The sequence below is a fragment of the Micromonospora desertarenae genome (genome assembly GCF_056150265.1).
In genome coordinates this window covers 245735-260478 of record NZ_JAXCFQ010000005.1, presented here as the reverse complement: position 1 = coordinate 260478, position 14744 = coordinate 245735, and the positions used below count along the sequence as shown (strand labels likewise).

Annotated in this window: 14 protein-coding genes; 8 read left to right on the top strand and 6 right to left on the bottom strand. The window is 75.4% G+C overall.

Annotated elements, in window-relative coordinates:
- The first annotated feature begins 3 nt into the window (after positions 1-3).
- On the top strand, positions 4-909 hold the full coding sequence (locus tag SM577_RS12805; protein WP_474586958.1) for a Gfo/Idh/MocA family protein: 906 nt from the start codon (positions 4-6) through the stop codon (positions 907-909).
- 504 nt (positions 910-1413) lie between these two features.
- Entirely contained in the window at positions 1414-2211 is a 798-nt protein-coding gene (gene erm, locus SM577_RS12800; RefSeq protein ID WP_474586957.1) for an ErmE/ErmH/ErmO/ErmR family 23S rRNA (adenine(2058)-N(6))-methyltransferase, read from the top strand.
- A gap of 48 nt (positions 2212-2259) precedes the next feature.
- Here erm and SM577_RS12795 read toward each other — a convergent pair whose 3' ends face one another.
- Entirely contained in the window at positions 2260-2451 is a 192-nt protein-coding gene (locus SM577_RS12795; RefSeq protein WP_302919253.1) for a DUF2795 domain-containing protein, read from the bottom strand.
- Between the two features lie 93 nt (positions 2452-2544).
- Between SM577_RS12795 and SM577_RS12790 the strand changes: the two genes are divergently transcribed.
- Positions 2545-3801: an erythromycin esterase family protein gene (locus tag SM577_RS12790; RefSeq protein WP_302919252.1), complete on the top strand. Its 1257-nt coding sequence runs from the start codon at positions 2545-2547 to the stop codon at positions 3799-3801.
- A 24-nt stretch (positions 3802-3825) separates the two neighbouring features.
- Here the strand turns inward: SM577_RS12790 and SM577_RS12785 are convergent, their stop codons facing one another.
- On the bottom strand, positions 3826-4554 hold the full coding sequence (locus tag SM577_RS12785) for a TetR/AcrR family transcriptional regulator (protein ID WP_474586956.1): 729 nt from the start codon (positions 4552-4554) through the stop codon (positions 3826-3828).
- 85 nt (positions 4555-4639) lie between these two features.
- Between SM577_RS12785 and SM577_RS12780 the strand changes: the two genes are divergently transcribed.
- Positions 4640-5284 carry a CatB-related O-acetyltransferase gene (locus SM577_RS12780; RefSeq protein ID WP_302919250.1) on the top strand — a complete coding sequence of 215 codons (645 nt, stop codon included), beginning with the start codon at positions 4640-4642 and terminating at the stop codon, positions 5282-5284.
- 178 nt (positions 5285-5462) lie between these two features.
- Here SM577_RS12780 and SM577_RS12775 read toward each other — a convergent pair whose 3' ends face one another.
- From SM577_RS12775 to SM577_RS12765, 3 genes are all read right to left on the bottom strand, one after another.
- Positions 5463-7682, bottom strand: coding sequence for an MMPL family transporter (locus SM577_RS12775; RefSeq protein ID WP_474579585.1), 2220 nt, complete (start codon positions 7680-7682; stop codon positions 5463-5465).
- Between the two features lie 39 nt (positions 7683-7721).
- Positions 7722-8267, bottom strand: a complete 546-nt coding sequence (locus tag SM577_RS12770) for a TetR/AcrR family transcriptional regulator (RefSeq protein ID WP_474586955.1) — start codon at positions 8265-8267, stop codon at positions 7722-7724.
- A gap of 134 nt (positions 8268-8401) precedes the next feature.
- Positions 8402-8839, bottom strand: a complete 438-nt coding sequence (locus SM577_RS12765) for a winged helix-turn-helix transcriptional regulator (protein WP_474586954.1) — start codon at positions 8837-8839, stop codon at positions 8402-8404.
- Between the two features lie 78 nt (positions 8840-8917).
- Between SM577_RS12765 and SM577_RS12760 the strand changes: the two genes are divergently transcribed.
- Complete coding sequence (locus SM577_RS12760) at positions 8918-10405, top strand: MFS transporter (RefSeq protein WP_474586953.1); 1488 nt, start codon at positions 8918-8920, stop codon at positions 10403-10405.
- Between the two features lie 40 nt (positions 10406-10445).
- Here SM577_RS12760 and pdxR read toward each other — a convergent pair whose 3' ends face one another.
- Positions 10446-11852, bottom strand: coding sequence for a MocR-like pyridoxine biosynthesis transcription factor PdxR (gene pdxR / locus SM577_RS12755; RefSeq protein WP_474586952.1), 1407 nt, complete (start codon positions 11850-11852; stop codon positions 10446-10448).
- Between the two features lie 52 nt (positions 11853-11904).
- Here pdxR and SM577_RS12750 point away from each other — a divergent pair, with 52 nt between their 5' ends.
- The 3 genes from SM577_RS12750 to sigJ all read left to right on the top strand — a co-directional run bounded on the left by SM577_RS12750 (position 11905) and on the right by sigJ (position 14686).
- Positions 11905-12678: an isocitrate lyase/PEP mutase family protein gene (locus tag SM577_RS12750; protein ID WP_302919245.1), complete on the top strand. Its 774-nt coding sequence runs from the start codon at positions 11905-11907 to the stop codon at positions 12676-12678.
- Positions 12679-12732: 54 nt separating this feature from the next.
- Positions 12733-13692, top strand: a complete 960-nt coding sequence (ligD, locus tag SM577_RS12745) for a non-homologous end-joining DNA ligase (RefSeq protein WP_474586951.1) — start codon at positions 12733-12735, stop codon at positions 13690-13692.
- A 133-nt stretch (positions 13693-13825) separates the two neighbouring features.
- Positions 13826-14686: an RNA polymerase sigma factor SigJ gene (gene sigJ / locus SM577_RS12740; protein WP_474586950.1), complete on the top strand. Its 861-nt coding sequence runs from the start codon at positions 13826-13828 to the stop codon at positions 14684-14686.
- Positions 14687-14744: the final 58 nt, after the last annotated feature.

Here is a 14744-nt window from a genome sequence, read left to right as displayed (position 1 = left end):
CTCGTGCTGCGGTTCGGCTTGTTCGGCACCGGTCACTGGGCGGCGGAGACGCACGCCGCGGCGCTCGACGCGCACCCGAAGGCCACCCTCGCCGGGGTCTGGGGGCGCAACCCGGAGAACGCCGCCACCCTGGCGAACCGCTTCGGGGTGCCCGCCTTCGACGACGTCGACGCGCTGATCGACGCCTGCGACGCGATCGCCGTCGCCCTGCCGCCGGACGTGCAGGCCGGCATCGCGGCGCGGGCCGCCGCCGCCGGCCGGCACCTGCTGCTGGACAAGCCGCTCGCGCTCACCCTGGCCGACGCCGACCGGGTGGTCGAGGCCGCCCAGCAGTCCGGGGTGGCCTCGGTGGTGTTCTTCACCCAGCGCTACCACCCGAACGTGACGGCGTTCCTCGCCTCGACCGCCGCGGCCGGCGGCTGGCAGCACGCCCGGGCCACCATGTTCGCCTCGATCTACCAGCCCGGCAGCCCGTACGGGGAGTCGCTGTGGCGGCGGGAGCACGGCGCGCTGTGGGACATCGGGCCGCACGCGCTGTCGATCCTGCTGCCGGTGCTGGGCCGGGTGGACCGGGTGGCGGCCGCCGACGGCCCGAGCGGGATCGTGCACCTGCTGCTGACCCACGCGGGCGGGGCCACCAGCACCGTCTCGCTCACCCTGGAGGGGCCGGCCGAGGCGATCACCCGCGAGTTCGTCTTCTACGGCGAGAACGGCATCGAGACGCTGCCGCCCGGGCAGGGGAGCGCGGTGGAGGCGTACGGGGTGGCTATCGACCAGCTGCTGGAGGAGATCGAGGCGGGCACCCGGGACCACCGCTGCGACGTCCGCTTCGGCCGCGACGTGGTCGCCGTCCTCACCGCCGCCGAAACCGCCCGCCGCAACTCCTGCACCGTAACCGTCCCCGCCTGACCCGCGAACCACTCCGTTGATCATGATGTTGTTGTCGACCGCCCCGGCGTGTCGGGTCAACAACTTCATGATCAACGGGGGGAAATGGGTCGCGGGGTGGGCGGGTGTGGGGGTTAGGGTGGCGGGCATGTGTACGCATGCGCTGATCGAGGGGGTCGGTGCGCCGGCCGCCTTCGGGCCGTTGCTGTCGGCCCGTCCGCGAGTCCGGCGTCCGGCCCTGGCCGGCCGGGACGCGACCCGCGCCTGATCGATCCTCCGCACGCTCCGGCACCCACCCGGGAGCTACCCGCGCCGTCGGGTGCCGCTCGGGGTGACCACCTCCCGCTCCACGCGGCGGGGTGACCGCCTTCCCCGGCAGGGTCCGGGAGCGCTGCTGTCCGCGCCGAACCGTCCCGCGTCACCGCACCAGGGCCGTCCGAGTCCCCGACCGACCGGACAGGCTCCGCTCTCGCGTGCCCGCCTGTCCGTACCGTCGCCGACCGGCGACAGACAGGACGACGACCCGTGGCGCCCCGCCGTACCCGAGCAACCGAACGCGACCGGTCCCGTCGCGTGCTCTCCCAGAACTTCCTCGCCGACCCGGCCGTGATCGCCCGGCTGGTCCGGGCGGCCCGCCCCGACCCCGACCGGCTCGTGCTGGAGGTGGGCGCGGGTCGGGGCCAACTGACCCGGCCGCTGGCCGCCCGCTGCCGGCACCTGATCGCGTACGAGGTGGATCCGGTCGCCGGCGCGGAACTGGCAGCGGTCTGTGCGGCCCTGCCCGGCGTGACCCACCGGCAGGCCGACTTCCTGGCCACCGACCCGCCGCCGGAGCCGTTCGACGTGGTCGGCAACATCCCCTGGTCGCTCACCTCGGCGGTGGTCCGCTGGTGCCTGGCCGCGCCCCGGCTGCGCGCGGCGACGCTGCTCACCCAGCTGGAGTACGCCCGGCGGCGCAGCGGCGACTACGGCCGGTGGACCCGGCTCACGGTGCTCACCTGGCCCGAGTTCGGGTGGCGGCTGGCGGGGCGGGTGCCGCGCACCGCGTTCCGCCCGGTACCGCGGGTGGACGCCGGCATCCTGCGGCTGGAGCGGCGGCCCGAACCGCTGCTGGCCCCGGCCGCGCTGCCCGCGTACCGCCGGATGGTGGAGACCGGGTTCGACGGCGTCGGCGGCTCGCTCGCGGCCTCGCTGGCGCGGCACCACCCGCGGGCCCGGCTGGCCGCGGCGCTGCGCGCGACCCGGCTCGACCCGGCCACCCCGGTCGGGCACGTCTGGCCGGAGCAGTGGCTGGTGCTGTTCCGCCTGCTGCACGCGCGCTGACCGGCGACCCCGGCCGGCCCCACGGGCACGTCGTGGGGCCGGCCGGCGTCAGGCCAGCGTGTTCAGCGCCTCGCTGAGCTCGGCCGGGTCGTCGAACTGCTCCGCCGGCAGCGCCCGCAGCATCTGGAGCATCTCGGTACTGGCCCCGTTCTCCTGACCCCAGCGGACCAGGTCCTCGCGGGAGACCGGGTAGTCGAGCCCGGCCAGGTACTCCTGCAACTGCACCCCGGTGACGGTCATGTCCGCCGCCTACCCGGCCAGGGGCCCGACACACCACCGGCCGGGCGGCTGGCCGGGCGGTTTGCCCGCCCGACCCGCCGGGTAGCCGCTCACATGCTGGTTCAGCGGCTCGGCGCACCGAGCGACTTCGACCCGTTGCTGGAACGCGTCCGGGACGCCCGGATAGTGATGATCGGCGAGGCGACCCACGGCAGTTACGACTACTACCGGCTCCGTGAGCAGCTCACCCGGCGGTTGATCGCCGAGTGCGGGTTCTCCTTCGTGGCCGTGGAGGGGGACTGGCCGGACTGCGACCGGGTGCACCGTTCGGTCACCGGCGCGCCGGGCGGCGCCGCCGAGCCGGTGGCCGCGCTGGATCGCTTCGAGCGCTGGCCGACCTGGATGTGGGCGAACGCCGAGGTGGCCCGCTTCTGCCGGTGGCTGCGGGCGTGGAACCTGGAGCGCCCCGAGCCGGCCCGGGCCGGCTTCCACGGCCTGGACGTCTACAGCCTGTGGGAGTCGATGCAGGCGATCTTCGACTACCTGGGCGAGGAGGACCCGGCGTCGCTGGAGGCGGCGCAGGACGCGTACCGCTGCTTCGAGCCGTACGGCAAGCGGGTCGAGGAGTACGGGGCGGCCAGCCGGTTCGTCTCCGCCCGGTGCGAGGACGAGGTGGTGCGGCTGCTCGCGCGGACCCGGGAGCAGGCCGCCACGGACGGCGCGGACAGCTTCTCGGCCTGGCAGAACGCCGAGGTGATGGCCGGCGCCGAGCGCTACTACCGGGCGATGGTCGCCGGCGGCCCGGAGTCCTGGAACATCCGGGACATCCACATGGCGGACACCCTGGACCGGCTGCTGGAGCGCTACGGTCCGGACGCCCGGGGCATCGTCTGGGCGCACAACACCCACGTCGGCGACGCCCGGGCCACCGACATGGCCGCCGACGGGATGGTCAACATCGGCCAGCTGGGCCGGGAGCGGCACGGCGCCGACGCGGTGGTGCTGGTCGGCTTCGGCAGCTACCGGGGCACCGTGGTCGCCGCGCCCCGCTGGGGCTCGCCGGCCGAGGCGATGGTGGTGCCGCCGGCCCGCGCCGGATCGATCGAGCGGCGGCTGCACGAGCTGCTGCCGGAGCGGGCGGTGCTGGTCTTCGGCGGGGACGACCAGCCCGGCTGGGTCACCGACTCGGTGGACCACCGGGCGATCGGGGTGGTCTACGACCCGTCCTTCGAGTCGTGGGGCAACTACGTGCCGACCCGGCTGGGCCAGCGGTACGACGCGTTCATCTGGTGCGACGAGGCGACCGCCCTGCACCCGTTGCCCGCGCTGAGCGCGCCGGGCGAGATGGAGACCTATCCGGCCGGCGTCTGACCGGGCGGACCCCACCTCCGGCGGCTACCCGGCGGACGATCCGGCCGGCGGGGGCGCGGCGCGCAGCGCGCCGGCCCGGGCGGCGGCCAGCGCGGCGTCGGCGGCCCGGTCGGCCACCGCCGCGTCGACCGGCTCGCCGCTGACGAAGAGCCGGTAGTAGAGCGGGGCGACGGCCACCCGGACCACCTCGGCGGGATCGGTGTCGGCGGGCAGTTCGCCCCGCGCCATCGCGCGCCGCACCACCGGCGCGGACTGTTCGTGCCGGGCGGCGAAGAAGGCGTGCAGGGCGCGCGCGGCGGCCGGGTTCTGCACCGCCGCCGAGACGAAGGCGGTGGCGACCGGCCCGCTCTCCGGGTCGGTGAAGCCGGCCAGCACCTCCCGGGTGAGCGCCCGCAGGTCGGTGTCGAGGGCGCCGGTGTCCGGCACCGGCCACGGTTCGCCGCTGGCCAGCTCCAGGGCGTCGGCGATCAGCCCCTCCACGTTGCCCCACCGCCGGTAGACGGTGGTCTTGTGGACCCCGGACCGTTCGGCGACCGCCTCGACGGTCAGCCCCTGGTAGCCCTTCTCACCCAGTTCCGCCAGGGTCGCCGCGCGGACGGCGGCCCGGACCCGGGCGGTACGGCCGCCGGGGCGGGTGGCGCGATCAGAGCGATCCCCGTGCTCGGCATGCTCGGCGTGCTCGGCGTGGTCGGTGTGATCGGCGTGGTCGGTGTGATCGGCGTGGTCGGCAGGCAAAAGCAACTCCAGTTGCATTACGACGCGGACGGTGGCATGCTGATGTTATCGCAACCAGAGTTGCGTTTACGTACACGCCGCGCCCCGCGCGGAGAGGAGTCGCATGACCGCCGCCATCCCGGACCCGATGACCCGCCACCCGCTGCCCGGCTTCGACCGGGTCGCCTTCCTCAAGCCCGTGGTCACCTCGCCGACCATCGAGGTGGGGGAGTTCACCTACTACGACGACCCCGCCGGCCCGGACGACTTCGAGCGCACCAACGTGCTCTACGCGTACGGGCCGGAGCGGCTGGTCATCGGGCGGTACTGCGCCATCGCCGCCGGCACCCGGTTCCTGATGGCCGGCGGCGCCCACCCGACGGTCGGGGTCTCCACCTTCCCGTTCGCCATGTTCGAGGGCGCCTGGCGGGACGCCACGCTGGATCTCGCCATGGGCATGCCGAGCCGGGGCGACACGGTGGTCGGCAACGACGTCTGGTTCGGCTACGGCTGCCTGGTGATGCCGGGCGTGCGGATCGGCGACGGGGCGATCATCGCGGCCGGCTCGGTGGTGACCGCCGACGTCGAGCCGTACACGGTGGTCGGCGGGAACCCGGCGCGGCTGATCCGGCGGCGCTTCGACGCGGACGACGTACGGCGGCTGCTCGACCTGGCCTGGTGGGACTGGCCGGTGGAGCAGGTGGCCCGGCACGCCCGGACCATCATGGCCGGCACCCCGGCCGACCTGGAACGCGCGGCCCGCGGCTGACCCCCCGCCGCCCTCACCCCGCGCCCGTGCCGACCGCCGGCCCCACGCCGCCGCGTCCCGGGCAGCACTCGGCCGCGCGCCGCGGATTCACCGAATCAGTGGCTTCGGGGTGCGAAATGGCCACTCTCTCGGCGAAAGAGTGGCCATTTCCAGGGTGGCGGCGCGGGGCCGCGCGGGGTCAGCCGCGGGGGGCGGCCGGGGCGGGCTCGGCCAGGTGGGCGCGCAGGCCCTCGCCCTCGATGTCCACGTTCGGCAGGGCCCGGTCCAGCCAGCGCGGCAGCCACCAGGCGCCCCGGCCGAGCAGGGACATCACCGCGGGCACGATGGTCATCCGCACCACGAACGCGTCGATGGCCACTCCCACCGCGAGCGCGAAGCCCATCGACTTGATCACCGGGTCGTCGAGGAACACGAAGCCACCGAAGACCGAGATCATGATGAGCGCGGCGGCGGTGACCACCCGGGCCCCGTGCCCCATCCCGTTGATGGTGGCCTGCTGCGCGGTGTCGCCGTGCACGAAGTCCTCCCGCATCCGGGAGACCAGGAAGACCTCGTAGTCCATCGCCAGGCCGAACAGGATGCCGATCAGCAGGATCGGCAGGAAGCTGACCAGCGGACCGGGCGTGTCCAGGCCGACCAGGTCGGCGAGGTGACCCTGCTGGAACACCGCCACCGTGATGCCGAACGTGGCGGCCACCGTGAGCAGGAAGCCCAGCGCGGCCTTGACCGGCACCAGCAGTGAACGGAAGACGAGCATCAGCAGCAGCACCGAGAGCCCGACCACCAGCAGCAGGTAGACCGGCAGGGCGTCGGAGAGTTTCTCGGAGACGTCGATGCCGATGGCGGTCGCGCCGGTCAGCAGCACGTCCACGTCACGGAACTCGCCCACCGAGCCGCGTACGTCGTTGACCAGGGTCTCGGTGGCCTCGTCGGTCGGTCCCGTCTTCGGCACCACGCCGAGCAGTGCGGTGCGGCCGTCCGGGCTGAGCTGCGGCGGGGCCACCGCGAGGACGTTGTCGGTGCGCTGGAGCAGCGCGGTGACCTGCGGGATCGCGGCCGACGTGGCCTGCTGGTCGTCCCCGGCGACCACCACCGCGAGCCGGCCGGTGAACCCCGGCCCGAAGCCCTCGGTGATCAGGTCGTTCGACGTCCGGGCGGGCGAGCCGGCCGGCGCGGTGCCCGCGTCGGGCAGGGCCAGCCGCATGTCCGGCGTGGGCAGCGCGAGCAGGCCCAGCCCGAGCAGCCCGACCAGGATCACCGGCACCCGGAACCGGGTCACGGCGCGCGCCCAGCGGAAGCCGAAGCCGGACCGGTCCTCGGCGGCCCCGGCGAGGGCGTCCGTCCGGGTCCCGGCGTCGTCCGCCCGCTCCCCGGCCGACACCGCGGCGCGCAGCTTGCGGGGCAGCACCCGGGGGCCGGCGAAGCCGAGCAGGGCGGGCTGGAGAGTGATCGCGACCAGCACGGCGACGGTGACCGTGGCGGCGGCGGCCAGACCCATGACGGTCAGGAACGGGATGTTCACCACGGCCAGGCCGGCCAGCGCGATGACCACGGTGGCGCCGGCGAAGAGCACGGCCGATCCGGCGGTGCCCACCGCGCGGCCCACCGCCTCGTCCGGTGGCAGCCCCTCGATCAGGTTCTGCCGGTAGCGCGAGGTGATGAAGAGCGAGTAGTCGATGCCGACCGCGAGGCCGAGCATCAGGGCGAGGATCGGGGCGGTGCTGCTCAGGTCGACCACGCTGCTGATGGCGAAGAGGCCGGCCATGCCGACGCCCACGCCGATCAGCGCGTTGAGCATCGTCATCCCGGCCGCCACCAGCGAGCCGAACGTGACCACCAGGACGATCGCGGCGACCGCCACACCGATCGCCTCGGTCGAGCCGACCTCCGGCACGCTGCTGAGCACCTCGCCGCCGGGCGCGACCTCCCAGCCCTGGGCCTCGACCCGCTCGCCGACCTTCTCGTACGCGTCGCGCTGGGCGTCGGTCACCTCGTCGGCGCCGGTGGCGAACTGCACCTGGACCAGCGCGTACCGGCCGTCGGGGGAGACCGCCCCGACCTGGAACGGGTCGACGGCGCCGACCACGCCGGGCAGCGTCGCGGCCTCCTGGGTGAGCTCCTTCACCACGGCCTGCCCCTGTGGGCTGCCGAGCGCGCCGTCGGCCGGCGCCTTGACGGCGATGGTGCCGGTCGCGCCGCTGGCCGCCGGAAACTGCTCGGCGAGCAGGTCGAGGGCCTGCTGGGATTCCGTGCCGGGCATGGTGAAGTTGTCGGCGATCGGGCCGCGCAGGGTCCCGGCGGCCAGGCCGAGACCGACGAGCACGACGAGCCAGATCGCCGCGACGAGTCGCCGCCGGCGCATCGAGCCCCGACCGAGCCGGTAGAGCAGGGTGGCCATGAGTTCCTTGTCCTCGTCTCGTGGATGGTTGGGAACGAGTCAGTCGACGGGCTCCAACGCCCGCCGGACGAGCGCCAGCAGCGCCGGGCGCAGTTCCTCGTCGGGGATGTCGGCGAACTCGCCGCACGCCTCGGAGATGCCGGCGAGCACCACCAGCGCCGCGATCCGGGCGGCGGGGCGCTCCGGGTGCCCGGCGAGCGCCTCGATCAGCCGCTCCGAGATCCGCTGGATGTGCGCGAAGGCCGGCTGCTGGAGCAGCTCCGGGAACTCCCCCCGGAGCAGGGCGATCTCGCGCCGGAACCGGACCGCGAGATCGACGAAGCCCTCGCCGGCCACCCGCTGGGCGGCCGCGCCGCTGTGCGCGGCGATCCGCTCGTCGAGCGCCTGGAGCACCCCGATCGCCGGAGCCATCAGCTCGGTGAGGATGGCGTCCTTGTTGGCGAAGTGGTAGAGCACGGCCGCCTTGGAGCAGCCGACCTCGCCGGCGATGTCCTGTAGCGAGGTGCCCCGGTAGCCGCTGACCGCGAACCGCCGCGCCGCCGCGGCCAGGATCTCGTCCCGCGTCTCCGGTACCACCCGCGCCATGCCGGTCACCCCCCGAACCAGCATGCCTGACCGATCGGTCAGATGCTGACCGATCGGTCAGATCGATCCGGTGGCGTTCGCCACAGGCCGCCGGTTCGGCTCGCCACCGCACCGGCCCGCCCGTCGCCGCCGGCTCAGCTCGGGGCGCCGTGCTCCCGGTCGTACGCCGCCCGCGCCTCGGCGATCGCCGTGCGGTGCCGCTCGGCCCAGCTGGTGAGGCTGACCAGCGACTCGTAGAGCTCCAGGGCCATCGGGGTGGCGGTGTACTCCACCTTCGGCGGCACCGTCGGGTACACCCGGCGGTGCAGCAGCCCGTCCCGCTCCAGGTTGCGCAGGGTCAGCGTGAGCATCCGCCGGCTGATCCCCTCCACGCAGCGCTCCAGCTCGGTGAAGCGCACCGGGCCCTGGGAGGCCGCGACCAGGATGCCGATGCTCCACTTGCCGCCCACCCGGTCGAGCACCTCACGGACGGTGCACGCCCTGGCCTGCCCGGGGGTGAACGGTTCGGCGCCGGCGGCGCACGCCTGGCCGAGGTCGTCGCTCACGGACACATCGCTGTTCCCCTGGGACATCAAAGTGCCTCCTTACGCTCCGCCTCATAGTCACAGAGGATGGCATCGGTAACAAACCATGCACCTAGGGGGATCCCGATGACCCGTCCCGTCCCGTCCCGCTGGCCGGCGCTGCTGGTGCTCTGCGCCGGCAGCCTCATGATCATCCTGGACGGCAGCATCGTCGCGGTGGCGCTTCCCGCGATCCAGCGCGACCTCGGCTTCACCGCCACCGGGCTGGCCTGGGTGGTCAACGCCTACCTGGTCGCCTTCGGCGGACTGCTGCTGCTCGCCGGGCGGCTCGGCGACCTGCTCGGCCGCCGGCAGGTCTTCCTCGCCGGCGTGGCGCTGTTCACCCTGGCCTCGCTGCTCTGCGCGGTGGCGACCGGGCCGGCGGTGCTGGTCGCCGCCCGCTTCGCCCAGGGGGTGGGCGGGGCGCTCACCATGGCGGTGAGCCTCGGCATGATCGTCCGGCTCTTTCCCGAGCCGGCCGAGCGGGCCCGGGCGATCGCGGTGTTCAGCTTCACCGGGGCCGCCGGCTCCTCGATCGGCATGCTGGCCGGCGGCGTGCTCACCGACCTCGCCGGCTGGCCCGCGATCTTCCTGATCAACCTGCCGATCGGCCTGGTCATCCTGGTCGCCGCGGTGCGCCGGATCGCGCCGGACCGGGGCGTCGGGCTGCGCGCCGGCCTGGACCTGCTCGGCGCGGTGCTGGTCACCGCCGGGCTGATGGCCGCCGTGCTGGCGATCGTCGGCACCGGCGAGCACGGCTGGACCTCGGCCCGCACGCTCGGCGCGGCCGGGCTCGCCGCCGCCCTGCTCGGCGGCTTCGCGCTCCGGCAGCGGACGACCGCCACCCCCTTGCTGCCGCCCCGGCTGCTCCGCGCGCCCGACCTGGTCGCCGCGAACACTGTCCAGTTCCTCATGGTCGCCGCGTTCTTCGGCTTCCAGTTCCTGCTCGCCCTGGACCTCCAGCTGGTGCTCGGTTTGGACGCGTCCGCCACCGGGCTGGCCTTCCTGCCCACCCCGGTGATGATCGCGGTGGTCTCGCTCGGCCTCGCCGGCCGGCTGATGGCCCGGTTCGGCGCCCGGGCCGTGCTGCTCACCGGGCTGGCGCTCGCCGTGGTCGGGTTCCTGCTGCTGTCCCGGCTGCCGGTCGACGGCAGCTACCCGGTCGACGTGCTCCCCGCGCTGCTGGTCTTCGGCGCCGCCGGCGGGCTGACCCTGCCGGCGGTGACCACGCTGGCCATGGCCGGCGCCGCCGAGGCCGACGCCGGCCTCGCGTCGGGGCTGGTCAACACCACCCAGCAGGTCGGCGGCGCGCTCGGGTTGGCCGCGCTCGCCACCCTGGCCGCCACCCGTACCGACGGCCTGCGCTCCGCCGGCTGGGCCGAGACCGCCGCCCTGGCGGCGGGCTACCGGACCGCCTTCGGCGTGGCCGCCGCCCTGGTCACCGCCGCCCTCCTGGTCGCGGTCGCCACCCTGACCCGCCGACCCACCCCGCCGCCGCGGCCCGGCCCGGACCCGGCGGACCCCCGCGATCTTGCACTTCGCGCCCCGGCATCTCGGACGAAGGTCGCTAACTGAGGACCGCAAGTGCAAGATCGCGGGGGACTGGGGCGCGGGATCAGCTCGGCTCGGCGGCGTGCAGGACGGAGAGCAGCGCGTCGAGGGCGGCGGAGTAGGCGTGGCCGGGCGGGGTGGCGTAGCCGACCACCAGGCCCGGTGGGTAGCTCCCCGGGCGGTGCCGGTGGGCGGCCAGGCCGCCCAGGGCCAGCCCGTGCCGCGCCGCCTCGGCCAGCAGTTCCGCCTCGCCGGGGCCGTCCGGCGGCAGGTGCAGCAGCGCGTGCAGGCCGGCGGAGACGCCACCCACCCGGTACCGCCCGCCGGCGAGCCGGTCGAGCAGCAGGTCGCGGCGGCGGCGGTAGTGCCGGCGGACCGCCCGGATCTGCCGGTCGTAGCCGTGACCGGTGATCAGGTCGGCGAGCGCCAGCTGGCCGATCGTCTCCGAGTGCAGGTCCAGGTGCCGCTTCGCCTCCACCACCGGCTCGACCAGCCGGGCGGGCAGCACCAGCCAGGCCAGCCGCAGCGCCGGCCCGAGGGTCTTGGCGGCGGTGCCCACATAGGCCACCTGCTCGGGTGCGGTGCCCTGCACCGCACCCACCGGCTGCCGGTCGTAGCGGAACTCGCCGTCGTAGTCGTCCTCGACCACCAGCGCGTCCCGGTCCCGCGCCCAGCGGGTCAGCGCGTGCCGGCGCTCGGGCGCCAGGGTCACCCCGGTCGGGTACTGGTGGGCCGGGGTGACCACCGCGGCGGCCACCCCGGCCAGCTCGCCGGCGCCGAGCAGGTCGGTGCGGGCGCCGCGGTCGTCGACCGGCAGCGGCAGCACCGTGCCGCCGTGCCGGCGGGCCACCTCCCGGTGGAAGGCGAGCCCCGGGTCCTCCATCGCCAGCACCGGCCGGCCCGCGTCGCGCAGCACGCCGACCAGCAACGCCAGCGCCTGCACGTACCCGGTGGTGACGACGATCCGGTCGGGGTCGGCCAGCACCCCCCGGGCCCGGCCCAGGTAGCCGGCGAGCGCGCTGCGCAGCTCGATCCGCCCGCGTGGGTCGCCGTAGCCGTAGGCGGTTGCCGGGGCGGCGGCCAGCGCCCGCCGGGTCGCGCGCAGCCAGGCGGTCACCGGGAAGGCGGCCACGTCGGGGCTGCCCGGGCGCAGGTCGTGGCGGGGCGCGGCCGGGCCCGGCGCCGCGGCGGCCGGCGGGGGCGCGGCGCGCAGCAGCGGGCTCACCTCGGTGCCGGCGCCCACCCGGGCCACCAGCCAGCCCTCGGCGACCAGTTGGTCGTACGCCGCGCTGACCGTGCCCCGGGACAGGCCCAGCTCGGCGGCGAGGGCGCGGGTGGCGGGCAGCCGGGTGGCCGGGGCCAGCCGCCCGTCCCGGATCGCCTCCCGGAGCGCGCGTTCCAGCCCGGCCCGGCGGCCGGCCGTCGCGTCCAGCTCCAGGTGCAGGTCGACCCCGAAAGCGGCCCAGTCCATCGGCACGGAATTGGAGCTTAGAGCGGGCCGCCGACGGGTCGAGAATCGGCGCATGACCGCCACCCCGACGGGTCGGGCGGCGGCGCTGCGCGCGCTGCACCGCCCCGGTGACCCGCTGATCCTGCCCAACGCCTGGGACGCCGGCTCGGCCCGGGCCGTGGCCGCCGCCGGTTTCCCGGCCGTGGCGACCAGCAGCGCCGCCGTCGCCGAGTCGCTCGGCCACACCGACGGCGAGACCACCCCGGTCGACGAGCTGTTCGCCGCGGTCGCCCGGATCGCCCGGGCGGTCGCCGTCCCGGTCACCGCCGACCTGGAGCGGGGGTACGGGCTACGCCCGGCCGAACTGGTCGAGCGGCTGCTCGCCGCCGGCGCGGTGGGGCTGAACCTGGAGGACTCCGACCCGCGTACCGGGGTGCTGGTCGACGTCGGCGCGCAGGCCGACCTGCTGGCCGAGGTGCGGGCCGCGGCGGACGCGGCGGGGGTGCCGGTGGTGCTCAACGCCCGGGTGGACGTCTTCCTCCAGCCGGCCGGGGATCCGGCCGAACGGTTGGCCGAGGCGGTCCGCCGGGGCCGGCGTTACCTGGCCGCCGGCGCGGACTGCGTCTACCCGATCCGGCTCGCCGAGCCCGCCGAGGTGCGCAGCTTCGTCGACGCGGTGGGCGGGCCGGTGAACGTGCTCGCCGGTCCGGGTACCGCGGCGCCGGCCGGGCTGGCCGCGCTCGGGGTGGCCCGGGTGAGCTACGGCCACCACCTGCACGCGGCCGTCGCGGCGCGTACCGCCGAACTGCTGGCGGCGGTGCGGGCCGGCGCGGACCCGTTCGGGTGACCCGCCCCGCCGCGTCTGGTTGACCGCCGGGCGCCGGGCCGGGAAGGTGAGCTGATGAGCGGGGCTGACGAGAACCGGGCCGGGGTGGCGCTGACCAATCTGGACCAGGCGCTGTTCGACGGGGCCGACGCGACCAAGCGGGATCTGGTCGACTACCTCGACGCGGTCCGCGACCGGCTGCTGCCGCAGCTGCGGGACCGCCCGCTGTCGGTGATCCGGGCGCTGCGCGGGCAGGCGCCGTTCATGCAGAAGAACCTGCCGAAGTACACCCCGGACTGGGTGCGCCGCACCTCGGTGTGGGCCGAGGCGTCGCACCGCGAGGTCTCGTACGCGCTCTGCGACGATCGCCGTACCCTGCTCTGGTTCGCCAACCAGCGGGCGATCGAGTACCACCCCACCCTGGCCACCGTGGCCGACCTGCACCGGCCCACGCGCCTGGTGCTCGACCTCGACCCGCCGGAGGGGGACTCGTTCGCCCTGGCGGTGGCCGCCGCCCGGCTGGTCCGGCAGGCGCTCGCCGACTGCGGGCTCGCCGGGGCGGTCAAGACCAGCGGGGCCAAGGGGGTGCACGTCTTCGTGCCGGTGCGGGCCGGCGCGTCCGCGGTGGACATGGCCGCGGCGACCCGGGCCGTGGCGGCCCGCGCCGAACGGCTCGACCCGGCGCTGGCCACCACCGCCTTCATCCGCGAGGACCGGGGCGGCAAGGTCTTCGTGGACTCCACCCGCGCCGGCGGGGCGACGGTGGTGGCCGCGTACAGCCCGCGGCTGCGGCCGGGGGTGCCGGTGTCGTACCCGGTCGGCTGGGCCGACCTGGGCGACGTCACCCCGGCCGACTTCACCATCCGCACGGTGCCCGGCCTGGTCGCCGACCGCGACCCGTGGGCCGAGCAACTGCCGGCGCCGCAGCCGCTCCCGGCGGACCTGGTCGCCGAGGGCCACACCATCCCGGTCGCCCGGGTCCAGGCCATGCACGAGGGCAAGCGCCGGGCCCGCGCCCGCCGCGCCGCCGGCTGAGCGACCCTGGTCGGTCGCCGGTCGCCGGTCGCCGGTCGCCGGTCGCCGGTCGCCGGCCGGTCGGCGGTCGCCGATGCCCGGCGCGGCCGGTTGGCGGGTCACGGGCGGCACGGCGTCTTCGTATCCTGGGCCGATGCCGCACGACACGGTGTTCGCCGAGCACCGCCCGCTCCTGGTAGCCGTCGCCTACCGGGTGCTGGGCCGGGCCAGCGACGCCGAGGACGTGGTGCAGGACGCCTGGCTGCGCTGGAGCGGTGTCGACCTCGAACGGGTCGAGGACCCGGAGGGCTACCTGGTCCGGGTGACCACCCGGCTGGCCATCGACCGGCTGCGCAGCGCGGCCGCCCGGCGCGAGTCGTACGTCGGGCCGTGGCTGCCCGAGCCGGTGCTCACCGCGCCCGACGTCGCCGACGACGTGGCCCGGTCCGAGTCGGTGTCGCTGGCCATGCTGCTCGTCCTGGAGTCGTTGTCGCCGCTGGAGCGGGCGGTCTTCGTGCTGCACGAGGCGTTCGGCTATTCGCACAACGAGATCGCCGGCATCGTCGACCGGAGCCCGGAGTCGGTACGCCAGACGGCGGCCCGGGCGCGCGAGCACGTGAGCGGACGCCGCCGGCGCTACGACACCGACCGGGCGACCCGGCGCAAGGTCACCGAGTCGTTCCTGGCGGCCAGCACCGGTGGCGACCTGACCGCCCTGATGGCCGTCCTCGCGCCCGACGTCCGGCTGGTCTGCGACGGTGGCGGCCTGGCCCCCGCGCCGCGCAGGGCGATCGACGGCATCGAGCTGGTGGCGCGGGCGCTGGTCACGTTCGCCGGACGCATGCCGGAGTCGCCGCGCGTGGTAATCGCGGAGGTCAACGGCGGACCCGGCGCGGTCATCTACTCCGCCGAGACCCCGGTGGCGGTCATCGTGCTGCACCTGGTGGACGGGCGCGCCCGGGAGATCCACCTGGTCAGCAACCCGGAGAAGCTCACCGCCGTCGGCGGGATGTGACGCGGGTCACGCCACCTCACGCGCCGGCGCCCGGCCTCGTCCGTGGGGCATGACGAAC